Below are 24,492 nucleotides of genomic sequence, written 5' to 3'. Positions count from 1 at the left end.
GTAGGAGCGGGCTTGCTAGCGATGGCGGACTATCGGCCAACATCAATCCCAGATCTGAACGCAGGGTTTTGTGAAAATGAACAATAAACGCCATGCCCACTTGTGCAGCGGCCTGGCGTTATTGTCCGGGGCTACTGGCAGCATGGAACGCATTGGAACTAGAGAATTCGCATGAAAATCGTCATCGCCCCCGATTCGTTCAAGGACAGCCTCAGCGCCCAAGGCGTGGCCGACGCTATTGCGCTGGGTCTGGCAGACGTCTGGCCTGATGCGCAACTGCTCAAGTGCCCGATGGCGGACGGCGGTGAAGGCACGGTCGAGTCGATTCTGGCGGCGTGCGAGGGCGAATTGCGCCGCACGAATGTACGTGGTCCGCTCGGCGCAACGGTCGAGGCTGCGTGGGGCTGGTTGCCGCAAAGCCACACTGCAATCATCGAAATGGCAGAAGCCAGCGGTTTGCAGCTGGTGCCGCCGGGCCAGCGCGATGCATGCGTCAGCAGCACCTTCGGCACTGGCGAGCTGATTCGCGCGGCCCTCGACGCCGGGGCGCAACGGGTGATTCTGGCGATTGGCGGCAGCGCCACCAACGATGGCGGCGCCGGGGCGATGCAGGCGCTGGGCGTGAAGTTGCTGAATGCGCAGGGACAAACCCTGGCGCCGGGCGGTCTGGCATTGGCGCAACTGGATCGCATCGATCTGAGTGACATTGACTCGCGTCTGGCCGAGGTGCGCTTCGACATCGCAGCCGACGTTAACAATCCACTGTGCGGCCCTCATGGCGCTTCAGCGATTTTCGGCCCACAAAAAGGCGCATCGCTCGAGCAAGTCCAGCAACTGGATAACGCGCTTGGGCATTTTGCCGAACTGTGCGCCCATGCATTGGGTCACGATGTAAAGGACGAACCGGGCAGCGGCGCGGCGGGCGGTCTGGGGTTTGCCGCCAAGGCGTTCCTCGGCGCGCAATTTCAGGCCGGCGTGGAAGTGGTTGCCGAACTGGTCGGGTTGGCTGAAGCGGTGAAGGGCGCCGACTTGGTGATCACCGGCGAAGGGCGGTTCGATGCCCAGACCTTGCGTGGCAAGACGCCGTTCGGCGTGGCGCGCATTGCCCGGCAGCACGGCGTACCGGTGATCGTGATCGCCGGCACCTTGGGCGAGGGTTACCAGGCGTTGTACGAGCACGGCATCGATGCCGCCTTTGCCTTGGCGAGCGGGCCGATGACGCTGGAGCAGGCGTGCGCCGAAGCACCACGGTTGTTGCGTGATCGCGCCGGTGATATCGCGAGAGTTTGGCGAATCGCCAAAGCCTGACGCAAAGCTCCTAGCAGCTGTCGAGCCTGCGAGGCTGCGTCCGACTGCGCAGCAGCGCAGGGTTTAAACCGCCACCCATGAACTGTCGCGTCTGGCGGAGGATTTGAATGCCATGGTGGCGCGTTGCGTGATTTGAGATAGGGTGATGGCTGGGAGCCCGCGCGCGACAGGAGAATGACATGCGCTATTCAGCCTTGACCAAACGAATCGCCGGCGACGGAGCGGCAGCCTGGCAGATTCATGACCGAGCGCTGGAAATGCGCGAGCAGGGCGTCGATGTCTTGCTGCTGTCGATTGGTGATCCAGACTTCGACACGCCACAACCCATTGTCCAGGCCGCCATCGACAGCTTGCAGGCCGGTGACACCCATTACCCGGATGTGCGTGGCAGTCGAGGGCTGCGCAGCAGCATTGCGCGGCGCCATCGCCAGCGCAGTGGTCAGGGCGTGGACGCCGACCATGTCATCGTGTTTCCGGGGGCGCAATGCGCGGTGTACTCCGTCGCGCAATGCCTGCTCGATCCGGGCGATGAGGTGATTGTCGCCGAACCGATGTATGTGACCTATGAAGGTGTGTTCGGCGCTTGCGCCGCTAAAGTGGTGCCGGTGGCGGTGCGTCCGGAGAACGGCTTTCGTGTCGACCCGGCGGATGTCGCGGCACTGATTACCGCTAAAACCCGCGTCATCCTGCTCAACAGTCCGAACAATCCGTCCGGCGCCAGTTTGCCGCTACACACCTGGCAAGCGCTCGCCGCACTGTGCGTGCGCCATGACCTGTGGCTGATCAGCGATGAGGTCTACAGCGAGCTGTTGTTCGAAGGGGAGCACACCAGCCCGGCGAGCCTGCCAGGAATGGCCGAGCGCACCGCGACTATCAACAGCCTGTCCAAATCCCACGCCATGAGTGGCTGGCGGGTCGGCTGGGCGATTGGCCCCAAACCCATGGCCGAGCACCTGGTAAATCTGTCGTTGTGCATGCTGTTCGGGATTCCGGACTTCATCCAGAGCGCAGCGCAATTGGCGCTGGATCAAAACCTGCCGGAAGTGGCGTTGATGCGCGAGGAATATCGTCAGCGCCGTGATCTGGTGTGCGCAAGGCTGAGCGGTTGTCCCGGCATCAGGCCTGTGCGGCCCGATGGCGGGATGTTTGTGATGGTTGATGTGCGCCAGACCGGGATTGGCGCGCAGGGCTTTGCCGAGCGGTTGCTGGAGGGCTATGGCGTGTCAGTGCTGGCTGGGGAGGCGTTCGGGCCGAGCGCGGCGGGGCATATCCGGATCGGGTTGGTGGTGGATCAGGTGCGACTGGCGGATGCGTGTCGGCGGATTGCGCTTTGTGCGGCGGATCTTCTCCAGGCGCGTAGAGCCTGAAAGATTTTCGTCGAATTTGATGCCCCCTTCGCGAGCAGGTCGAATCGTCGCACCGTCGCTCCCACACTGGATCTGTGGCGTTCACAAAAGTCCATGCGGGAGCGAGCTTGCTCGCGATGTCAGCCTGACAGCTAACAAATTGTCTAGACCCGCCACACCCGTTTGTTTATCAGGTTAGCTGGCGGCTTCCCAGCAGAAATCGGGATAAAAACACTGATTAAGCATTGAACTTGTCCCTGCGGAAAATCTTTTACGGACTTACTGCTAATTCCTGAGCCAGGGTTCGCCTCGCTGGCGAGTCCACCGAGTCTGCTTACGCTTGCCGGCGCATCCGAAGTCGCAAGAGCTCATCTGATTGGGAGTATGTGGAATTGGGAGACTTCAGAAAACCCATGAAGTTATTCTGATATTCCGTAAACAACAATGGGTATTCTGAATTCAGACCAGTCGGCCTGATATGTCTTCCTTCAGTTTAGGCTGTTGCCACACAAGAAGCCGGTTTTCGATTGATCATGCTTCTTCGAGTTAAATAATTAATATCTGCGAAGGAGTACGGTATGAATGATAATAGCGAGTCAGGACCCGTTGTAGAACAACCTGCGAATGTTATGCGTGAAGCATCGAGTTCATCCACTACGTCTGTGAGTGATATTTATACTCAGGCCACGGGTGTTAATCTGGACTTCGATTTTAACGCCAGGACGGGTCGGATTGAATCAAGTGTTGTTCTGGGTACAGTTAGCAGCGGCTTTGGGAGTCCAGTGACGTTTAACTATACAATGTCTTTGGGTGTTTCTAAGTATTATGGGTTTTCAGGTGGTGCTCAAAGTATAAGTAAACAGTTTGGCCTGAATATGCCAAGAATGTCTACCGGCGAAACCGGGCGCGTGCATTTTTCGAGCGGTTTGGTTGATAAGCAAACAGTCAGCGATGGATCGGTGTCATTAGAGACGCACCGAGAAGACGACGTAAACATTCAGAGGGTGTACAGTTCGGAAGGTGGCAGCCAGACTCTCCGGGGGGTGAAAGTAAGCCACATTAATGGCATTGTGGAATACTATGATGCTGAAGGCCGAATTAAGGAGATGCGCTCCGAATCCGGTCACGGTCTTAAATTTACTGTAGAGCACAATGCCTGGTTGGGTGCCGACATCATTACTCGAATTGAAGACGATGAAGGTCTCAATTGGATAACGGCATCAGTGTATCTGGATTCGTTAAGTAACGAACATTATATGGATGTTCTACAGCACGTGGACGGTGTAACCATCACTACCCGGGTTGTTCTTGTTGGAAACATTGGAGGAGAGGGAGGTACTCATAATAATATCCACGTCAAGAAAATCAGCTTGCCGGGGGATATGGCGCGATGGATTGAGTTTACATATGACGCAGGTTTTTCTGCTGGCCAATTCATCAAAAAGGTTTCGCTGCCAACAGGGCAGTTCATCAAGGTGTCCAGGCAGACCACTCTTAAATTTTCCGATACGCAGACGCTCTCCGTCGGTTCACGCGTAGAGAGAGGTTTTGAAGTCGACGGGGCAGAGAATGTAACCAGTGTTGTTAGTTATACGTATGGCGCCGATGATGATTCCAAGAATTTTACAGGCTATAAGGTGTTTCGCACCATGGAAGCCTTGGTGGATAACTGCTCCACCTTGGCAGAGGACTACACCTATACCGTAGTGGCAACCCATGACAAGTCAAAAGTTACCACGGTCTATAATCGCTTTCACTTGCCGGTATCCTGTACCACCGTCGAGATTGCTCCCCTAGAAGAAGTACGCTTTATCCAGTGCATTGTGACTGCATACACCTATCCCATTGAGGCAGGTGCCATTGACGTGCAGCCCGCTAATTTTTCCCGATGGACAAAGATGACGGTGGATTATCAGCGCATCGATAATTCAAATAAGGTGGTTGAGCGAACTCGTCGTGAACAAGCCAGCCGGACGTTTGATGTGTATGGGAACTTAACCAGCCAGACTCTGGCGTCCGGGATAAGGCACGAATATGCCTACTATGCTAAAAATTCCACCGAGGCGGCCGGTTGCCCAGCCAGTCCCTATCTCAGGTTCCTGAAAAGTAAAACCACTTATCCCGCGTCGAATTTGCCTGCGCCAGCGGGCGGGAATCAGATCGAGTCTTACACGTACACCGCAATTACAGGCAACTCTTATACCCATCCTCTTGATGGCAGTACTGTCACCCCTTCGATGACGCTGAAAAAAACCGACGTAGTTAACGGTATGACCGTTGCCAGTTATTCCTACATCACTACTCGATCAACCCCCTTCTTGTTGGGCGCTCTTAACGAAACCACTTCCTTTCGTAACAGCGTGGAAAATAAAATTTCTGTTTCGTGGTCGCTGAGCACTTATGAACAGTGGCGCGTTGTTGAAGCGACTTCGTATATTTCCGCAACCGGGCAGACAGGGAACACATTTGCAGGCAGTGCCAAATTCAGCCCATTGTCAGGACTGGTGTATGAGGAAGAGGACTCTGCACGTTGTAATACGGTATTTGGTTATACTGCGACGCGTCGCTTGCGTAATACCAAGAAATACTTCAGTACCTCCAGTGAAGAGGTCGAAAGCTACGAATTTCGTTATTGGAGCAAGGCATTTCGAACCCATGAGACTACGCCCTTGGAGTACCGTAATACGTACACCAATCGAGTCAAGGTTACGTCCAGCACGGGCAAGATCACTTGCTGGCATTTCGACCATGAGGGTGAGCCGGTTTTTATCAGCCATGGCGACAGTGATGACTTTACTCAAGTCGCGACAGTGACTGAATATGACAGAAGTAATGGTGTGGCAGAAGTTATTCGGCACAAGAACATTGACGTATGTAACTACGTCGCCCACCAACTCAACCCTCAAATCGGTGACGGCGATCACCACCTACGAACATCGGTTGTTTGGCACTGCACGAGTCGTCAATCCTGATGGCACGGCCTTAAACTTCAAAGTTGACAAGTCTGCGACTCCTTTTACGACCACCGTGCACTCCGATGCCGCCCCGGATATCAAGAGTGTCCAGCGGTTTAACGGATTTGGCGATGTATATGAAACACAATTCATTTATCCGACAGGTGCTGCCGATGGCCTCCCAACCACTGTAACGACAAGCTCTAATACGTATGATGGCTACGGACGGATGATCACGTCCGCTGCGGAGGGCACCACGACAAACTTCACGTATGATCAATTTGATCGCATCACGAAGCACGTGTGCGGTGAAGAGACGATGGAATACACCTATGGCGATAATCTGGCTACCGTCAGCGAACTGACCCGTATCCAAGCCAGTTACAAACGCGCAGGCAGTGCTGCTGTCACCCTGATGGACGCTACTCGTACATTTGATAATTTCGGTCGAATCATTGAACAGCAAGAGCCAAACTATGACTCTACAGGGACGCGCAAAGTTACCAGGACGATGCGCTATAGCAGTCCTACGGAGCAGGTTCCTTCCAAGGTAACTACTGGTGGCGGAAGAATCGACTACATTCACGCCACAACGGGGCTGCTGGATGGATTTCGTCTCACAAACGCCTCTGATTTTCCGGGGCAAGCGCACGGCGCTCTATACGATGCTGTTTCGAAACGGATTACTGGCGCGACGTCTTACAAGCGCGTTAATAATGCTGATACAGAGTACGTCACGCATAGTTACGAATACGATGATTTTGGTACGGCCAAAACCATAACGACCCTGTTTGGCATAAACACCACTGGGGCTAAAACCCTGAATAGGTTTTCCAGGTTTTTCACGAAGGTGGAAAGCACCGAGTTACAGGATCATCTTGGAAGTCGTATTTGCAAAGAAAGCAATATATATGACGCTATGGGCAGGCTGACCAGAAAAGAGTTTGTCACAGCCGGAACGCTAAGCTTTCACGCGACAATCTCCTATTATCCTGTTGCGAAAAATGATTCAAAGTCTGGAAAGCCACGTGATATTAAAGTCGCAGACACCACCACAACGCTGGATATCCTGCGTATTGATTTTGAGTACGATCAGTTCGGAAATGAGAGCGATCGCCGGGTCCGAGTGATGGTCGCTGCGAATGAACACGAGGCGCTGACGTTTAATCAAGTCACCGGTCATAACGGTAATGCTAGCAGTCGCACGATTTCGCATAAGGTTGGGGCTAGCGGGCCGCGCAAGAGCGTAAAAACTGATTACGAATACACGACCAGCAAGAAATACTTGAGTAAGTCTACAGTTACAGAGGGGAGCGAAACATACGATGTTCGATATGAGAAAACTGCATTTGCGGCCCTGGGTGGTATATCACACAATCTCCCCGGTACCGCGCTAAATGTCGAGTTTACTCGGCATTCTGATCAGCCTAGCAATATGATCAATCGCATTAATGCCAATGAAAATCGCACTTTTGCCTATGACGCTAATGGTAATGTTAACTCTGTTTCGATCGTCAAGAGCGGTACCACAAGCTCAACGACAACCAGGAGTATGAAGTTCAATGCGATGAACCAGCTGATTATGGTTTCCAAAGATGGCGTGGATGTTGCGAGCTATGACTATGACTTTTTTGGGAAGCTGGTAAGAATTACCGATTTGGTTAACAACAAAACCCGTTGTCTGTTGTACGGAGCAGATGGCTTGATGGGTGAGATCGGTGGCACAGGCGACAATATTGCACGAACGTTCTACGTTAATGTGGGTGGCGTCTGCATTGGTCGATATGTGCAAAAAGTAACCGGCCAGTCTTCCGTTCTTGAACTTTTCGCCACTGACCCCGGTGGTACTGTTCATGCGGTTCACACGTATGTGAACGGTGCAATAAATCTCGATAACGCTGTTAATTTTACTTATCTGGACGACGGTCTCCGCTCTTCAAGTGCAAGTCACGACCAACTCGACTGCCCTATCGGCTTTAAAGGGTATTTCATTGACTCGGCTACCGGTTGTTACATTCTTGGCGATGGTTTCCGTTTTTACGACCCCGTCATGCGCCAGTTCTGGTCTGTTGACAGCATTTCACCGTTTGGCGGCGCGGGCCCAAACCGCTATCACTACTGCGGCATGGACCCGATTAACCGTTCCGACCACTCTGGCAATGATTGGGGTTGGGGGGGACGTTTAAATCGGCCCTGGTGGCAGCGCTGGGGGTGGGTATTGGCTGAGACCCTGATCGGAGCCGCTGCAGGCGCCTTGACAGGTTTCTTGATTGGTGGCCCGGCGGGCGCTGTCGCGGGGGCCATTGCCGGCGGTGTAGCGTCTGGCTTGGGCGCGAGTTTAAAGGCAGCGGCAGAGGAGGTCATTCTTGCGGACTCTGCATCTGTAACCGATCCGACGAGAGGGGCTTATTACATCCCGCCACTGGCCACTCATTTAGACAACGCTGGTTATGGGGTTCAGTTGGGCGCCATGTTTGGCGGCAATGTGGCAGCTTCTGCTGTTGGCAAGCCTTCCTTGGTGAGCCGGGTCGGTCAAGGCGCCGCATCGTCGGCGGCGACTACGGGCTCCAGAGCTGGCTCTACGGGGGCTAAGGCAAGTAGCTTGTCTTCCGTGGCATCCGGTGGAAACCATGCCAAATCGGGGCCTGTCCGTGCATTACCTGGCATGAGTGGCAGCAACGTACGCTCGAGTTTGCAAAAGCACGCCACGACGGGAGGTTTTAAAGGATACCAAGTGACGATGGAAGGTCAGTCACACACCATCCATCTGAGCAAGACAAGGACCATTGGTAAAAATACAAGCAAACAAATGGCGAGTTCGTATTCTGGCGGTCCGAGTAAATCCATACATACGCTCAGTGGCGCACACGGAAAGCTGAATGGTCATGTCGGGGAGGCCGTGTACGATTTTTTTAAGGAGGAGGAAGCTTTCGCAGGCGTTATGCGCAACTTGGCTGCAAAGCATGGCGCTCCTGCACCTCAAATCACTCACACCCACATTGGGCGGGGGCGTTGGCAGACGAGTACAATGTGGGCACAGCAGGAACTTGAAAACGCTCCGATAAAGGCGGATTCGGTCATCTATGCCTTCTGCCACAGTGGCCTGAATAACGAACTCAGGGCAGCGCTTGGTATCAAGAAGATATGGGCACCATGGCGCTGGCATGGTTCGATTGGGTAACCTTAATGTCTAGTTCTTAAACAGGTTTACACCTGTTTCACCCCAACGCCCGATGCGCCGCATCGGGCGTTTCGTACTTTAAAGACATGTGTGGCTGTACTCCCACAGGGGAATTGAGTCTGAACCCAGTCCAGTGTGTGAGCGAGTCGGTTCCAGGCGGCGTTCCTACGAGGGCTTGTTGACAGGTTTCTTAAGCCTGCCACGCCCCGGCATTTACCAGATTCTTCGGCCGTTTCCCCGCCAACGCCATCAGCAAATTATCCACCGCGCACCTGGCCATCGCTTCCCGAGTCTCATGCGTCGCCGACCCCATGTGCGGCGTCGCCACCACGTTGTTCAACGTCAACAGCGGCGAATCCGTGTCGAGCGGCTCACGCTCAAACACATCCAGCCCCGCACCCCGAATCTGTCCCGCGCGCAGCGCTGCAATCAGCGCAGATTCGTCCACCACCTTGCCCCGGGAAATGTTGATGAAAATACTCTCCGGGCGCATCAGAGCGAACTCTTCAGCGCCAATCAACCCTTCGGTTTCAGCCGTCAGTGGCAAGGTCAGGCAAATGAAATCCGCCTGCTGCAATAACTCCGTCAGGCTTCTGTACTGCGCATTGAAACGCTGTTCCACCGCCGGTTTCGGGGAATGGCTGTGATAGATCACCGGCATGCCAAACCCGAAATGCCCGCGCTGCGCCAAGGCCTCGCCGATGCGGCCCATGCCGATAATCCCCAGCGTCTTGCCGTGCACATCGGTGCCGAAATGCACCGCACCGATATTGCGCTTCCACTGGCCGCTGCGAACCATGTTCGCCAGGTCCACCACACGCCGGGCGGTCGCCAGAATCAGTGCGAAACCGGTGTCCGCAGTCGTTTCAGTCAGCACGTCCGGCGTGTTGCTGAGCAGGATGCGGCGTTCGGTGAGGTAATCGATGTCGTAGTTGTCGACGCCGACGGAGACGCTGGCGATGGCTTCGAGATTCGGCGCCAGGTCCAATAATTCTGCGTCCAGTTTCAGACTCGCGCCAAGCAAACCGTGGGCGCGGGGCAGGGCCTCACGCAATTGTGCGAGGCCCTCCGGGTTGAGGTTGTCGATCAGCGTCACCTCGGTGTGCTCATGCAGGCGAGTCATGAGCAACGGCGAGAGTTTCTTGTACAGCACAACCTGCTTTTTCATCGTCATGTTCTCAATTTCAAATCAAGGGTGAGCAGCCACTGGATGTTGTGCAGCTGCCTTCTCCACAACCCGGTCACTGGCGCCGGGCTTGAGGAAAATCGTCAGCACCACCGAGAGCATTAACGCGCCGCTCATCAGCAAATACGAAGCGCCCGGCGATCCGGTGCTGCTGTTCAAATAACCGACCAGATACGAACCTCCAAACGAACCCAGCGCCCCCATGCTGTTGATCAGCGCCATGGCGCCCCCGGCGACGTTGGCCGGAAGAATCTCCGGGATGATCGCGAAAAACGGCCCGTAAGGCGCATACATGCAGGCGCCAGCAATCACCAGCAGGGTGTAGGACCACCAGAAATGTTCGGCGCCCAACGCGTAAGAGCCGTAGAACGCGATGGAGGCGATCAGCAGCGGCGGCCAGACGAAGCGTTTGCGCTTCTGCAATTTGTCCGAACCCCAAGACACCAACAGCATGCCAATCACGGCGGCCAGATACGGCAGCGCCGACAGCCAACCCGCCTCGATCATGTCCATCTGCGCGCCAGCCTTGAGGATCGACGGCAGCCACAACACGAAGCCGTAAACCCCAATGCTCCAGCAGAAAAACTGCAAGGCGAGGATGATCACCTTCGGCGAGCGAAAGGCTTCGGCGTAATTTTTCACCGCTTTGATGCCGACCTGTTCGGCGGCGAGGGCGCTTTCCAGGTCCAGCTTCTCTTGATCACTGAGCCACTTGGCCTGTGCCGGACGGTCATCGGCCAGACGCCACCAGATAAACGCCCACAGCACCGCCGGCAACCCTTCGATGATGAACATCCAGCGCCAGCTGAAATGCTGCACCAGATAACCCGACACCACCGACATCCAGAGCATGGTCACCGGGTTGCCGAGGATCAGGAAGGTGTTGGCGCGCGAGCGTTCGGCACGGGTAAACCAGTGGCACAGATAGATCAGCATCGCCGGCATGACGGCGGCTTCAACCACGCCGAGCATGAAGCGGATAACGATGAGCCAGTAGGCGTTGGAGACGATCCCGGTCAGCGTCGCGAGGCCGCCCCAGAGAATCAGGCTGACGAAAATCAGCTTCTTGACGCTGTGTTTCTGCGCATAGATCGCGCCGGGCACCTGAAAGAAAAAGTAACCGAGAAAGAACAGCGCGCCGAGCATCGATGACAGGCCGGGCGTGATCATCAGGTCGGCGGCCATGCCCGAGGCGGCGGCGAACCCGTAGTTGGCGCGGTCCAGATACGCCAGGCTATAGGTGATGAACACGATGGGCATGATGTACCACCAGCGGCGGGTGGGGAGTGAAGCTGTTTTCATGATGGTGCTCCTGAGCTTGTTGTTTTTGTCGCAGCAGGTAACGGGCTAAATCTTCAGTGACTGTGCGGGCCTCATCGCGAGCAAGCCTTGCTCCTACAGGTCCTGTAGGAGCAGAGCTTGCTCGCGATTGACGCCCTCAATTTCAGCGGACATTTCAAGTCGGGTCGGCAAACCTTCCATATCCCCCCGACTCTGCACCGCGCGGCTACCAATCCAGTTGGCACGCCGCACCGCGTCGGCAACGCTGTGGTTTTCCAGGAGTGCGCTGATCATGCCGACGGCAAAACCATCACCAGCGCCGACAGTATCGACCACGGTTGCCACCGGCACACCGGCGACAAATCCCTGATCTACAGGCGTGCGGTAATACGCACCTTGCGGGCCCAGCTTGATCGCCACCGCTTCAGCACCGAGATCAAGGTAAAACGCCGCAATATCCGCCGGGTCTTCAAAACCGGTCAGCAAGCGACCTTCACTCAACCCCGGCAGCACCCAATGGGCGAGGGCGGCAAGGCGGTTGATCTCGGTGATCATTAACCGTTCGCTGGCCCACAGGCTCGGGCGCAGGTTCGGGTCGAAGGACACACTGCGCCCGGCATGGCGCATGCGGGTCATCAGTTCGAAAGACATCTCCCGAGCAGACGCAGACAACGCTGGCGCAATGCCGGTGGCATGCAAGTGGCGTGCATTGAGCAGTTGCGGGGTAATCGACTGCACCGACAAATGACTGGCCGCCGATCCGCGACGGAAATATTCGACCGCCGGATCGCTGCCATCGTCGGTGCGGGACTTGAGCTGAAACCCGGTCGGGTGCGCCGTGTCGATGGCGACATGGTCGCAGTTCAGGCGTTCTTTGCGCAGCGTGTCGAGGACAAACCGCCCCAACGAATCGGCGCCCACCCGGCTCAACCACGCCACGTTGAATCCAAGCCGTGAAAGGCCAATCGCTACGTTGCTGTCCGCCCCGGCAATACGTTTGTGGAACTGGCCGACGTCGGCCAGATCACCACTTTGCTCGGCGACAAACATCGCCATGGTTTCGCCGAACGACAGAATATCGAACTCAGACATGCGCATTCTCCAACCGGAGTTGACCAAGGTGGGCGAGGGTGGCGACGTGTTCCCGGGTCAGTTGCACCAGGTCATCGCCTTGCAGCGGATATTCCACCGCCCGCATAACGCCTTGGGTCATGTGCCGCAGCAGTTCTTCCCACAAATGCACGTCGCTGGCCGTCGGGGGGATGGCGACCAGTTTACCGTCGGCGCGGCGTGTCACGGCTTTGCAGTGCACGTAACCGACATGCCGACCGAGTAACCGCGCGGCGCTCGCGGCGGACTGGTCCTGCCATTGCCAGTTGCCGATGTCGAAGGTCATTTTGATCGGTAACGGGTGTTGCTCGACTTCGCCGAAAAAGCGCTGAAACGGTTCGATGCGGCCGCCGTGCAAGGTCTGGTCGTTTTCCACCAGCAACTGCACTGGGCTCTGAGCGAGGACGCGACTCAATGCCTGAAGATCATTGTTGTCGGTGAAGTAACCCAAGGAGACTTTCAGCCATTTCGCGCCGAACGTTTCGGCACGCTCAAGGGTAGTGAACAGTTCAGGATTGGGCTTCGACTGGCCGGCCAGCCACAGTTCCATCGGCGAGGAATAGATACTTTCCAGACCTTGGGATCGGCAGTCATCAGCCAGTTGCAGCGGGTTTTCATCCGTCAGCAACTCTTCGCGCCACTCAATTTGCGTGGCGCCGGCAGCGGTCAGTACGTCGATAAAACTGCCTTGGCCGCGTTGGCGCACGAGGTCCGCGCCGTAGCTGGACAGGCTGATGGAAACGGGTGGTTTATTCATTGTTTTACACCTCTGAAACCGGTTTCATTTTTGTTCAAAAAAATGGCTGCTTAAGTGATGGTGTTTCTGCGGGCCTCTTCGCGGGCAAACCCGCTCCTACAGGGGCTGTGGCGTTCACAAAACGTAGGAGCGGGCTTGCCCGCGAAGAGGCCGGAAAATTCACTGAAGATTCCCAAGGGTCGACCCCCGCACAATCAACCGCGCCGAAAAATCCAGGGTCCGCACCGCACCGACATCCCCGCGCAACCGCTTGAGCAAACACTCAAACGCACTCGCACCAATTTCCTCCGTCGGCTGGGCAAGTGCGGTAATCCCGCTACCCACCAACGGATACCAATCCAGGTCATCCAATGCGATCAGCCCCACGTCCTCAAACAGATTGCATTGCAGTTCACGCAACGAATGAGTGCTGGCCAGCGCTGCAATGCCATTGGCACAAAACAATGCTTTCGGGCCGGGGCCAGGAGAGTTCAAGAACGTTTTCAACTGCATGGTCAGCTCGCTGCCAGTCTCGATCACCGTACCTTTGAATGCCGGGCGTTTCGCGATCAGGGACTCGAAACTGCTCACTCGCTCGATCCGCGCGCTGGTACCGTCAAGCGGTTCGGTCACCATCAGCACATCGCGATAACCGCGTTCCTGCAAATGGGCGAGTGCCATTTCCACCGCCGCCGGGTTGTCCAGCCCGACCAGATCGCTCTCCAACTGTTTGACCTTGCGATCCACCAGCACCAACGGCATTTCACGATGCAACTCGCGCAGCTCGTCGCGGTGATGGCCCAGGGTGTTCACGATCAAACCTTCGATGTTGTACGAGCGCAGCAATGCCAGGTGCTGGCGTTCCTGCTCGTCATCGCGGTCGGTGTTGCACACCACCAAGCTGTAGCCGTGTTGACGGCAAGCGGTTTCCACCCCGTGCATCACGGCAATCGAATAAGGGTTACGGATGTCGGCCACCAGCATGCCGATCAGGCGAGTGCGCCCGCGTTTCAGACCGCGAGCCATCTGGTTGGGGCGGTAGCCGAGTGTGGCAATCGCCTGCTCGATGCGCAGGGCAGTGGCATCGGAGAGCAGGGCGCGGTCGTCGCCGATGAAGCGCGAGACGCTGGCCTTGGAGACACCGGCGTGTTCGGCGACGTCGAGCATGGTCACGCGGCTGCGCTGGGCGGCGGAGAAGTCGTTCACGGAGTTGGGCCTTGTTTTTGTTTTTGATCTTGTGCTTCTGAAACCGGTTTCAGTAAGCGCCAAAAGCAGCTTCTTCGTCAAGTTTGATTGTGGACGAGATTACGTAAAAACCGACAGGTGGTCATTAAGCCTGTCAGATATGACAGTAGACCACTCGATAAAAGTCGCGCTTAATTATTTCAAATGAAAACCGAAAAATTTGAGCTTATCGAGATATTGAACGTGTCTTGACAGGGAGCGTTTATGGCAACTTCCAATAAAAGAAATAAGAAGGTAGACAATTCGTCGTTGTCAGCAGGTGTTCACGATTATGACGCACCTGAAGTTGTTGGGGTAGATATTAACGATCCGGAAGGACAAGTGCCTATAGAGCTAATTACCAAGGGATTAGAGGTGGTCGTAAAGCGGTGGGACAATTATCCGGATAAACCGCCAAGGAAGGACCGCTTAAGGGTGATCTGGGAGTTTGCTGGCACTGTCAAATTGGTGTTTGATGAGCTGGTCTATCCGGTCCCGCCAGAGCAGATAATTGTAAAAATTGACCCTGGTTTATTGACGGAAGATGGCATCGCATATGTAAGCTATGAAGTGTTGCTGGAGGATATCAATATTATTCCTTCTGCAAAGCGAAAATTGACTATAGACAGTGTACTAGTTGATCTTCTCGAGCCCGGATTTCCAAGTGCCAATTCTCAAGGGTACCTGAATTGTTATACCGATAATCCCCCGTTGTGGAAGGGGGTCCGAGTAAAAGTGCTACCCGATCCAGGCTTTGCACGTGGAGATGTGCTTATCGTCCATTGGGAAGGTTATAAAAGCCTTAATGGTAGTGGGCCGCCCATCAGTAACACCTATAAGCAGATACGCAAGACAATATCGACACAGGAAGAGTTGGATAACGGTGTCGAGGTGTTGGTTGAACCCTTTGTACCTCACATTGAACCAATGATAGATGACGCGTCTGCGCTTTCTCGGTACTCCTTGGAAAGAAATGGTCGGATAGTAAGAAAGTCAAAAATTGGACTGGTGCGTATTGATAGAACTATTCCAGGGGAGTGGGATGTCTGTGGGCCACCTTAAAGGATATTGTGTTTTTGGCAAGTTGAGTGTCGAAGAGTGGTTGCTCGGGAATAATTAATTAATGGAGTGATGAAAAATGAATAAGTTGACTAATGCTGGATCCCGAGTGAATCGTCCTGCCGGTTTCCGGCGGCGTATGCCGGGGGTTTTGGCGGAAAAAGCACCAGAAGTCCCGGGGGTTCTTGCGGATGGAACACTACCGGTAACCCTCATACCTGTGGGAAGTCCATTGTCAGTAATAATTCCGAAGTGGGACAATGAACAAGAAGATGACTATGTTGAATTCAGAATTATTAAGGATGCCCCACCTACAGATCCTTTCAGCGATGGAGCGATTGTGGAGGAAGGAGACGCTGGGCCAATTAATGGGCGCCCAGTTCAAGTAGAGGTAACACCGGATTGGTTGGTCGAGGACCCAAGCGTACCTGGACCCGCCACTTATTACATCTGGGCCGTCATCTATCTGGCGAATATCAACCCCATAGAAACCCTTCCCACCAAAATCATCGTGGACCGGACCGCACCGTATCAAAGCAAGACGACGGGTGTGAAAGCTCAACCTACAGTCGCAACTTGGCCAGTCGATTTATTAAACAACCCAATTAACGATAAATTTATTGAAAACAACCCCGGCGGGTTAGTGATGACAATCCCTAAGGGTTACGATAATCCTTTGCCGCCGCCTAATGGTGATACTTACAAGCTTTGGATGAGCGTAAGTTATTCTGCCACGCCGACATTTTTACCCGTTAGTTCGGGAGAGTTGCCAGCAGACGGAAAAGTCACGATTTCAATTGCTGAAGTAGCAAAACTGCTAGGGCAGTCGGTGTACGTCTGGTACCAACTCACTGATTTCGCGGGTAATACAAGTAACACTTCAGTGCCTGCAGGAAAGGCCGTGCAATTGTTGCCTCCTCCGGTGTTGAAAGCAATCACCGTTCCGAAGGCGGATCCTGTTATCAATATTCAGGATTGCGTCGAAGGTGTCACGGTCGAGATGGCAAGGGGGGACAACGTACAGGCTACTGACCATTACGTACTTCAATATGGAGACGTAATTATCTATGACGAAGAAGCCGGGACGGCGACGACGTTCTCGATACCGGTCAATAAAGATAATATCGCCGGGAAGTACAATGACGCAACAGGTGGCGATCAGCCAATAACGATTAAATGTAGTTTGTCGCGTGGACCTATCAAAGTGGGGAATGAGGTCACTGTCGATATTCTGGTGAATCTGGACTATGCGGGCCGATAAATCCGGAACATCCCAGCGTTGAAAACCCTGCAATGAAACCTGTGGAGGTTTACGGCGTTTTGGATTTGAAGGACGAACTAACACCCGAAGATTTTGAAAAAGCAGCGAAAATGACCATCCTTCTATGGGATGAACCCGGTAGGCAGCCAAAAAATGGACAAGAGGTTAGAGTTTACTTTGATGGCAAGTTTGTACTGCCTGTTATTTTTTTAAATGATGGTGATGAGGGGAAAGAGCTAACGCACTCACTTCCTTGGGATATCGTCAAAGACTCCGTGCCGGGCAGTGTCAAGGCATATTGGACTGTCTCTACAATTGGTGGTGTGAATACACCGGAATCGCCAAAAACAAAAGTTGCATTCAATGCCATTAAAATCGAACTGAAAGAGCCTGCGGTTGAGTTTTCACGTGCTGGGAAGATAGGTTGTCCTACCTTGGTTGCGCCTAATCATGAAATCAGCATTGTCGTGCCACCTAATCCTATCTACCTGCCAGAGGATGCAGAGGTAACAGTATTCTTCAGAGGTTATTCGGATTTTCCAGGCACTAAACCTAATCCTGATGCTGACCCCTTTAGTGTGCAGCATACTGTATTGGATACAGAAGTGACTACAGGGTTTAAGGTTCGCGTTTCGCCATTCAATCCTGTTATTAAATACTCGACCGCCAAGCCGGACGAAAGTGTGCCCGGTACTTACTCTGGTGCTGCCAAAGTGTGGTATGAAGTTAATATAGGTGGCTCGCCCACACCGACGCCCTCACTAGCGTCTGATTATGAAGTGATTCTGATCAGGACAGATTTTACATATTGTGATGGGACGAAATATGACGATGGTAAGCCATAGTTGACTCAAAACTGTGATTGGGGAGGGCTGGCGCCTTCCCCTTTTGCGCTTTTGTATGACTATCAAGGGCATCCCTAAATCCGGTGTATTTAGAGATTATTCCTACAGACCCTGGTTATTCAGGGCGATATTCTCGCCGCCCATTTACAGGGAGAGCGGTCGCTATTGCTCTCGAACTGGCCATTACAGAGAATCGCTATGTCACTCAGGTTAAAATACTCTTTTTTCTATTTGCCTTCGCGTTATGTTTTATTGGTTGTCATGCCGTTACTGGCCAACAATCAGGCCTTCGCCAGAACGCTTCTTCCAGGCGAAACCGCCGTTATTTCAAATCCTTCGCAAGGTGAAATATGGGCTGCCGGACGCGGTAGTTCTTTGACGATAAACGGGGGACGCACGCTCAGCATTGCTGCTAGCGGCGCGTCCTCTGTTGTTCTTAATGGCGTTACAACTACTGGCACTAGTGGGGTGAGTGCTGTTCAGATCACCAATAGCACTGCAGATATATTCGCGAGCACCATAGTGGGTAATCGAGTGGGGCTACAGGCTGCACGCACTGCCAACAGTTCGACCGGCTCGGTAGTCAATGTGAGCGACAGCGTTATTTCAGGCGTAATCGGAGGGGCCGCCGTTTCCTCCTACAGCATACTTAATCTTTCCAATACACGGGTCGAAGGCTCAGGGGCTGACAGTTACGGCCTTGCGTTGTTAGGGGGAAGTGCCAACGTTGCGGCCGATAGCCGCGTTGTGGGTGTACAAAACGGCGTAGTCTTTAAAGCAGACCCAACTGATACACAATCCAGTCAACTGGTCCTGAACCACTCGCAGGTCGAAAGTACTAGCGGTGCAGCCATTCTCGTCGATGTGCCGAGCATTTCCGGTTCGACGGTGCGGGTTGACGTCAACGATGGTTCGTCGTTAGTGGGGGGCAACGGTGTCATTTTTGATGTGAGAGGCGGTGCTGTCGCGACGATGAACGTCGATCGCAGCACTTTGTCAGGCGACATAGTGAGCGACTCTGCGAGCAGGACGTCTGTTGTCCTGAGTAATGAAGCGGTGCTCAGTGGGCGCATGGAAAATGTAGCCAATGTCACGATTAATCAAACTGGGCAATGGAATGTGACGGGTAGAAGCAACGTCGGTTCGCTGGAGATGAACGGTGGCACGGTGTCGATGCATTCAGCCGGTGGATTTTATCAGTTGAATCTCGACAGATTGGGTGGGAGCGGCGGCAATTTTGAATTGAAAACCGATTTTGCGACAGGTGAAACCGACAGCCTTAACATCAGTGGCGAGGCCTCGGGCACGCATAAACTAGTCGTCGCCAGTAGCGGAAAGGACCCCGCGAGCGGACAACCCATCACATTAGTTCATACGGGCGGCGGGGACGCGCAGTTCAGCTTGAGGGGCAACTCCGTTGATCTCGGAACTTTTAGTTACAAACTGGCAAGCAGTGGCAATGACTGGTTCCTCGACCCTACGACGAGCGTTGTGAGCCCTGGTGCGCGTTCAATTTTGGTTTTGTTTAATACGGCGATCCCTGTTTGGTACGGCGACTTGTCACCTGTTCACAGCCGACTCGGTGAATTGCGCGACAGTGAAGGTAAGGCCGGTTCGTGGGGACGGGTTTACGGGAAAAAATACAACGTGGCAGATGGCTCGGGGGTAGGATACCAGCAAACACAACAAGGATTCTCGTTAGGGGCTGATGCTCCGTTGCCCTTTGGTGATGAGCAATGGGTGATTGGTGTGCTGGCAGGACAGAGCCGGTCGAACCTGAACCTTGATTACGGCACTTCCGGTACGATCAATAGTTACTATTTGGGTACCTACGCCACGTGGATTGACAGGGCCAACGGTTACTACTTTGATGGCTTACTGAAACTCAATCACTATCGCAACGAGTCAAACGTTTCCTTGAGTGATGGAGAACGGGCCAAAGGCCACAACAATACCTCGGGCATAGGTTGGGAAAGCGAATTCGGACGACACATCATGTTTAACGACACCTCCTTCATCGAGCCGTTCGCCCGGCTTTCGGCAGTGGTTATTCAAGGAGATGACTTCAGTCTGGATAATGGCATGGAGGCCAAAGGCGATAGCGCCCGTTCTTTGTTAGGAAGTGTCGGGATGAGGGTCGGCCATTCATTCAACTTTGAAAAGGGTGTTTCGGTACAGCCGTATTTGAAGGGAAGTTGGGATCACGAGTTTGAAAAAAACAATGAAGTAAAAGTCAACAATACTGTGTTCAATAATAATCTGTCTGGCAGTCGAGCTGTATTGGGGGGCGGTCTTGCGGTATCAATGAGTGAGGCACTGCAAGGTCACGCAGAGTTTGATTACATCAACGGAAAAAATTTCGAGCAGCCTTACGGCTTTAGTTTGGGGTTGCGTTATCAATGGTAGCATTCGTTAATTACTAGATTGGCGACACCGGAGCAGCACACAGATGCATGCTCCGGTATTGTTTAGCCCTGCTTCCCAAGCACTAGAAAATCGAGGGTGTCTATTGCAAATGTTTCGCTGCCGTCGCTACCTGAATTGTCCATTTCAGCATTCAAATCCCCTGTAATTGAATTTGACTGCTCGTCGAACGTAAATCTTATAGTGCCACCAACGCTCTTGTGAGCCGTAGGCGTTACCGGGTCGGAGTAATCGACGTAATCGACATAAATATTGTTGTCGATTTTAGCCAGTTGGTGCGTACCGCCTTCCATATCAGCAGGGATGTAAATCCTTATCTCCTTATAAGTAAGATCGCTGGCTCTATCGTGCACGCGAACCACCAAACGTTCACCAATTGGATCAGAGTGAGACTCCTTTACCAGATTAAAAGAGGTCGCTTTATAAGCTAATCCATCCACTGTTCCTTCGAATCGGCTTTCCTGGTTGTTTCTGACTCTGGGTGCGAATACACGTTGCGCTGTTGAGGCCATGATGGGAATCTCCAATTTTGATAGAAGTTATCCTTAAACACTAGGTGCCTTTTACTGGCCTTATCATAGAAGCGCACAACATATGACTTTGTATACTGTCAAGATTGACAGGTATTAAGGAAGGGGCTGCTATCGCGCTTCAAAATCAATCATCAGAAAAGCCCCGCAGCGATGTTGATCGAAAACCCGAGAATCGCCGTATTGAACACAAACCCGAGCAACGACTGCGCCAGCACAATCTTGCGCATCTGCGGCGTTGCCACGCTGACATCCGCGGTCTGCACTGCCACGCCGATGGTAAAGGAGAAGTACAGGAAGTCCCAGTAATCAGGGTTATCCAGCCCCTCGGGAAAGAGTAACGCCAAGTCTTTGCCGTCCCATGTGTAAAACAAACGGGCGTAGTGCACGCTGAAAATCACCCCGATCAGCAGCCACGAACCGATGACGCTGAGCGCGGTAAAGCCGTAATGCAGCCACTTGCGGGTGGTGTCCAGGTCTGTGCTGCCAGCCAGTTCGTAGGTGATGGTGGCCAGGCTGGCAAGCGCTGCAATGCACACGACAAACAGGACCAGCCCGGCGTTTTCGTCTTCGATCTCGGCGATGCGCTTTACGTCTGGCGCCTTGGCGCGGGCTGCGAGCCACAGCATCAGGACCAGATAAGTCCAGACTCCGATATTCCAGCCGACGAGAATTTTACCAACGACTGTGTCGGCAGGAATCAGAATGCCTGCTGCGCCCCCTAGGAGGGTGGCGGCAGACAGGCGAGGGTGGGTGCGGGCGAGGAAGGGCATGGAGGCTCGATGCGTCATGGCTTTGCAAATACCTTAGCCCAGTGCAGCCGGCAGCGCGATCCACTAATGTGGGAGCGAGCCTGCTCGCGATGGCGGCTTAATAGCCGACATTGATGTTGAGTCTGATGGCCTCATCGCGAGCAGGCTCGCTCCCACAGTTAGTCCGTGTTGTGGGTTAGTGATCTTTATGGCGCTTACGGACCAGCTTCATTACCACAACAAAAAACACGGGCACAAACACCACCGCCAGCGTTGCCGTGATCATTCCGCCAATCACCCCCGTACCAATTGCCTGCTGACTCGCCGAGCTGGCCCCGGTGGCAATTGCCAATGGCACCACGCCGAGGATAAACGCCAGCGACGTCATTACAATCGGCCGCAGCCGCAAGCGCGCGGCTTGCAGTGTTGCATCGATCAGATCATGGCCTTCGTCATACAGGCTCTTGGCGAACTCAATGATCAGGATCGCGTTCTTCGCCGACAGGCCAATGATGGTGATCAGCCCGACCTTGAAAAACACATCGTTGGGCATCCCGCGAAGGGTCACGGCCAATACCGCGCCGAGCACACCCAGCGGCACCACCAGCAGCACCGAGGTCGGAATCGACCAACTTTCGTACAGCGCCGCCAGGCACAGGAACACGATCAGCAGCGACAGCCCGAGCAGAATCGGCGCCTGACTGCCGGACAAGCGTTCCTGCAACGACAACCCCGTCCATTCCTGACCCAATCCCGCCGGGCCAAGAGCAACCAGTCGCTCGATTTCCGCCATGGCTTCGCCAGTGCTGTGGCCCGGTGACGGTTCGCCGGAAATGGCGATGGCCGGGTAGCCGTTGTAACGGGTCAGTTGCGCCGGACCCTGGGTCCATTTGGCCTGGACGAAGGCCGACAATGGCACCATTTTTCCGGCGTTGTTACGCACGTGCATCTTCAGTAGGTCAGCCACCTGGCTGCGTTGATCGCCTTCGGCCTGCACCACTACCCGTTGCATTCGGCCCTGATTGGGAAAGTCGTTGACGTAGGCTGAACCGACGGCGGTGGACAGCACGTTACCGATGTCGGCAAACGACACGCCCAGCGCATTGGCTTGCTTGCGGTCGACTTCCAGTTGCACTTGCGGCGCTTCGGCGAGGGCGCTTTCGCGCACGTTCATCAGGATCGGGCTTTTCTCGGCAGCGGCGAGCAGTTCACTGCGTGCCTGCATCAGCGTGGCATGGCCGAGGCCGCCACGGTCCTGTAAGCGGAACTCGAAACCGCTGGAAGTGCCGAGGCCGTCAACCGGTGGTGGCAATACGGAAAAAACCACGGCGTCCTTGATCTGACTCAACGCGGCGTTGGCCCGGTCGGCAATCGAGCTTGCCGAATCGTGACTGCCGCGTTCAGACCAATCCGTCAGCGTGGCAAAGGCCAGTGCAGCGTTCTGCCCGCTGCCGGAAAAACTGAATCCGAGAATGATCGTGCTGTCGCCAATGCCCGGTTCCGTGGCGTTGTGCGCTTCAATCTGCTCAACCACCTGCACCGTCCGGTTCTTGCTTGCACCGGGTGGCAGTTGAATGTCGGTGATGGTGTAACCCTGGTCCTCGACCGGCAGGAACGAGGAGGGCAGGCGACTGAAACAGACACCCAGGCCGATCAGCAGCACGCCATAGATCAGCAGGTAACGCCCGCTGCGCTTCAGTGCGCAGGCGACCCAGCCTTGATAACGTTCGGTCAAACGCTCAAAACCCCGATTGAACCAGCCGAAGAAACCGATTTTCTCGTGATGCTCACCCTTGGCAATCGGCTTCAGCAGCGTCGCGCACAACGCGGGGGTCAACGTCAGCGCAAGGAATGCCGAGAACAGGATCGAGGTGGCCATGGACAACGAGAACTGCCGGTAAATCACCCCGACCGAACCCTGCATGAACGCCATCGGAATAAACACTGCCACCAGTACCAGCGTGATTCCGATGATCGCTCCGGTGATTTGCTTCATGGCCTTGCGCGTCGCCTCCTTGGGCGACAGACCCTCGGTGGCCATGATTCGCTCGACGTTTTCCACCACCACAATGGCGTCGTCCACCAGAATACCGATGGCCAGTACCATGCCGAACATGGTCAGCACGTTGATCGAGAAGCCCAGCGCCAACATGGTCGCAAACGTACCCATCAGCGCGACCGGTACCACCAGCGTCGGGATCAGCGTATAGCGGATGTTTTGAAGGAACAGGAACATCACCGCAAACACCAGCAGCATCGCCTCGCCAAGGGTGTAAACCACTTTGGTGATCGAAACCTTGACGAAGGGCGAGGTGTCGTACGGGATCTTGTATTCCACGCCGGCCGGGAAGTAGCGCGACAGTTCGTCCATCTTCGCCCGCACCAACGTGGCGGTGCTCAAGGCATTGGCGCCTGGCGCCAGTTGCACGCTGACAGCGGTCGACGGCTTGCCGTTCAGGCGGGTGGAGAAGTTGTACTCCTGGCTGCCGATCTCGACCCGAGCCACGTCGCCAATGCGCACGGTCGAACCATCAGGGTTGGCCTTGAGGACGATGTCGGCGAACTCTTCCGGCGTCGACAACTGGCCCTTCACCAAAATGGTCGCGGTGATTTCCTGGGTGTTGCGCGTCGGCAGGTCGCCGATGCTGCCAGCGGACACCTGCGCGTTTTGCGCGACGATGGCGGCGTTGACGTCGGCCGGGGTCAGGTTGAAACCGATCAGCTTCTGCGGGTCGATCCAGATGCGCATGGCTCGTTCAGCACCATACAACTGCGCCTTGCCGACGCCGTCCAGACGCTTGATCTCGCTCATCACATTACGCGCCAGGTAATCGCTGAGCGCCACGTCGTCGAGCTTGCCGTCACTGGAGGTGAGGGTGACCAGAAGCAGGAAACCTGCGGAAACCTTCTCGACTTGCAGGCCTTGCTGATTGACCGCTTGCGGGAGACGGGACTCCACCACTTTCAGGCGGTTTTGCACATCGACCTGGGCCATTTCCGGGTCTGTACCCGGTTGGAAAGTGGCCTTGATGGTGGCGCTGCCCAGGCTGCTTTGGGACTCGAAGTACAGCAAATGATCTGCGCCGTTAAGCTCTTCCTCGATCAGGCTGACCACGCTTTCGTCCACGGTCTGCGCCGAAGCGCCCGGGTACAAGGCGTAAATTTCGATTTGCGGCGGAGCGACGTCGGGGTACTGCGCCACTGGCAACTGCGGAATGGCCAATGCACCCGCAAGCAGGATGAACAAGGCAACCACCCAGGCGAATACCGGGCGATCAATAAAGAACTGCGGCAT

General features: G+C 54.7%; 15 protein-coding genes and 1 pseudogene. 8 read left to right on the top strand and 8 right to left on the bottom strand.

The features are described 5' to 3' along the window. Positions 1 to 171: 171 nt before the first annotated feature. The 4 genes from ACA048_RS15745 (at position 172) to ACA048_RS15730 (ending at position 8,789) form a co-directional block, all read left to right on the top strand. A complete protein-coding gene (locus ACA048_RS15745; RefSeq protein ID WP_497625253.1) occupies positions 172 to 1,308 on the top strand; it encodes a glycerate kinase in 1,137 nt (378 codons plus the stop codon). A gap of 179 nt (positions 1,309 to 1,487) precedes the next feature. After that, a complete protein-coding gene (locus ACA048_RS15740) occupies positions 1,488 to 2,675 on the top strand; it encodes a pyridoxal phosphate-dependent aminotransferase (protein WP_497625252.1) in 1,188 nt (395 codons plus the stop codon). 557 nt (positions 2,676 to 3,232) lie between these two features. Beyond that, positions 3,233 to 5,626: a hypothetical protein gene (locus ACA048_RS15735; RefSeq protein ID WP_497625251.1), complete on the top strand. Its 2,394-nt coding sequence runs from the start codon at positions 3,233 to 3,235 to the stop codon at positions 5,624 to 5,626. Between the two features lie 211 nt (positions 5,627 to 5,837). Beyond that, positions 5,838 to 8,789, top strand: coding sequence for an RHS repeat-associated core domain-containing protein (locus ACA048_RS15730; protein ID WP_497629875.1), 2,952 nt, complete (start codon positions 5,838 to 5,840; stop codon positions 8,787 to 8,789). 190 nt (positions 8,790 to 8,979) lie between these two features. Here the strand turns inward: ACA048_RS15730 and ACA048_RS15725 are convergent, their stop codons facing one another. From ACA048_RS15725 to ACA048_RS15705, 5 genes and pseudogenes are all read right to left on the bottom strand, one after another. Further along, the gene (locus ACA048_RS15725) at positions 8,980 to 9,957 is read right to left on the bottom strand and encodes an NAD(P)-dependent oxidoreductase (protein WP_497625250.1); all 978 of its coding nucleotides are present in this window, start codon (positions 9,955 to 9,957) and stop codon (positions 8,980 to 8,982) included. 21 nt (positions 9,958 to 9,978) lie between these two features. Continuing rightward, complete coding sequence (locus ACA048_RS15720; protein ID WP_497625249.1) at positions 9,979 to 11,277, bottom strand: MFS transporter; 1,299 nt, start codon at positions 11,275 to 11,277, stop codon at positions 9,979 to 9,981. Between the two features lie 58 nt (positions 11,278 to 11,335). Next, positions 11,336 to 12,348 (bottom strand): annotated as a pseudogene (locus ACA048_RS15715) (sugar kinase); the annotation flags it as partial. Next, positions 12,341 to 13,123 (bottom strand): sugar phosphate isomerase/epimerase family protein, encoded by a 783-nt coding sequence (locus ACA048_RS15710; RefSeq protein WP_497625248.1) that lies wholly within the window; start codon positions 13,121 to 13,123, stop codon positions 12,341 to 12,343. The gene ACA048_RS15710 and the pseudogene ACA048_RS15715, both read right to left, overlap by 8 nt. A 159-nt stretch (positions 13,124 to 13,282) precedes the next feature. Further along, positions 13,283 to 14,308: a LacI family DNA-binding transcriptional regulator gene (locus ACA048_RS15705; RefSeq protein ID WP_497625247.1), complete on the bottom strand. Its 1,026-nt coding sequence runs from the start codon at positions 14,306 to 14,308 to the stop codon at positions 13,283 to 13,285. A gap of 243 nt (positions 14,309 to 14,551) precedes the next feature. On the opposite strand from ACA048_RS15705, the gene ACA048_RS15700 reads away from it, so the two are divergent. From ACA048_RS15700 to ACA048_RS15685, 4 genes are all read left to right on the top strand, one after another. Further along, positions 14,552 to 15,388 carry a hypothetical protein gene (locus tag ACA048_RS15700; RefSeq protein WP_497625246.1) on the top strand — a complete coding sequence of 279 codons (837 nt, stop codon included), beginning with the start codon at positions 14,552 to 14,554 and terminating at the stop codon, positions 15,386 to 15,388. Positions 15,389 to 15,464: 76 nt separating this feature from the next. Next, the gene (locus ACA048_RS15695; RefSeq protein ID WP_497625245.1) at positions 15,465 to 16,646 is read left to right on the top strand and encodes a hypothetical protein; all 1,182 of its coding nucleotides are present in this window, start codon (positions 15,465 to 15,467) and stop codon (positions 16,644 to 16,646) included. A 32-nt stretch (positions 16,647 to 16,678) separates the two neighbouring features. Further along, positions 16,679 to 17,491: a hypothetical protein gene (locus tag ACA048_RS15690; protein WP_497625244.1), complete on the top strand. Its 813-nt coding sequence runs from the start codon at positions 16,679 to 16,681 to the stop codon at positions 17,489 to 17,491. A 198-nt stretch (positions 17,492 to 17,689) separates the two neighbouring features. Further along, on the top strand, positions 17,690 to 19,897 hold the full coding sequence (locus tag ACA048_RS15685; RefSeq protein ID WP_497625243.1) for an autotransporter outer membrane beta-barrel domain-containing protein: 2,208 nt from the start codon (positions 17,690 to 17,692) through the stop codon (positions 19,895 to 19,897). 62 nt (positions 19,898 to 19,959) lie between these two features. Here the strand turns inward: ACA048_RS15685 and ACA048_RS15680 are convergent, their stop codons facing one another. The 3 genes from ACA048_RS15680 to ACA048_RS15670 form a co-directional block, all read right to left on the bottom strand. Then, a complete protein-coding gene (locus tag ACA048_RS15680; RefSeq protein ID WP_497625242.1) occupies positions 19,960 to 20,427 on the bottom strand; it encodes a hypothetical protein in 468 nt (155 codons plus the stop codon). A 152-nt stretch (positions 20,428 to 20,579) separates the two neighbouring features. Continuing rightward, positions 20,580 to 21,218 (bottom strand): DUF1345 domain-containing protein, encoded by a 639-nt coding sequence (locus ACA048_RS15675; RefSeq protein ID WP_497625241.1) that lies wholly within the window; start codon positions 21,216 to 21,218, stop codon positions 20,580 to 20,582. A gap of 175 nt (positions 21,219 to 21,393) precedes the next feature. Further along, complete coding sequence (locus ACA048_RS15670) at positions 21,394 to 24,492, bottom strand: multidrug efflux RND transporter permease subunit (protein WP_497625240.1); 3,099 nt, start codon at positions 24,490 to 24,492, stop codon at positions 21,394 to 21,396.

Source organism: Pseudomonas sp. LBUM1659, from assembly GCF_059716045.1.
The sequence above is the reverse complement of the archived record's forward strand: the minus strand, read 5'-3'. Positions and strand labels throughout refer to the sequence as shown.

Coding starts and splice junctions, on each gene's coding strand:
- ACA048_RS15745 (WP_497625253.1), top strand. CDS start 172: ATGAAAATCGTCATCGCCCCCGATTCGTTCAAGGACAGCCTCAGCGCC.
- ACA048_RS15740 (WP_497625252.1), top strand. CDS start 1,488: ATGCGCTATTCAGCCTTGACCAAACGAATCGCCGGCGACGGAGCGGCA.
- ACA048_RS15735 (WP_497625251.1), top strand. CDS start 3,233: ATGAATGATAATAGCGAGTCAGGACCCGTTGTAGAACAACCTGCGAAT.
- ACA048_RS15730 (WP_497629875.1), top strand. CDS start 5,838: ATGATCACGTCCGCTGCGGAGGGCACCACGACAAACTTCACGTATGAT.
- ACA048_RS15725 (WP_497625250.1), bottom strand. CDS start 9,957: ATGAAAAAGCAGGTTGTGCTGTACAAGAAACTCTCGCCGTTGCTCATG.
- ACA048_RS15720 (WP_497625249.1), bottom strand. CDS start 11,277: ATGAAAACAGCTTCACTCCCCACCCGCCGCTGGTGGTACATCATGCCC.
- ACA048_RS15710 (WP_497625248.1), bottom strand. CDS start 13,123: ATGAATAAACCACCCGTTTCCATCAGCCTGTCCAGCTACGGCGCGGAC.
- ACA048_RS15700 (WP_497625246.1), top strand. CDS start 14,552: ATGGCAACTTCCAATAAAAGAAATAAGAAGGTAGACAATTCGTCGTTG.
- ACA048_RS15695 (WP_497625245.1), top strand. CDS start 15,465: ATGAATAAGTTGACTAATGCTGGATCCCGAGTGAATCGTCCTGCCGGT.
- ACA048_RS15690 (WP_497625244.1), top strand. CDS start 16,679: ATGAAACCTGTGGAGGTTTACGGCGTTTTGGATTTGAAGGACGAACTA.
- ACA048_RS15685 (WP_497625243.1), top strand. CDS start 17,690: ATGTCACTCAGGTTAAAATACTCTTTTTTCTATTTGCCTTCGCGTTAT.
- ACA048_RS15680 (WP_497625242.1), bottom strand. CDS start 20,427: ATGGCCTCAACAGCGCAACGTGTATTCGCACCCAGAGTCAGAAACAAC.
- ACA048_RS15675 (WP_497625241.1), bottom strand. CDS start 21,218: ATGCCCTTCCTCGCCCGCACCCACCCTCGCCTGTCTGCCGCCACCCTC.
- ACA048_RS15670 (WP_497625240.1), bottom strand. CDS start 24,492: ATGCCGCAGTTCTTTATTGATCGCCCGGTATTCGCCTGGGTGGTTGCC.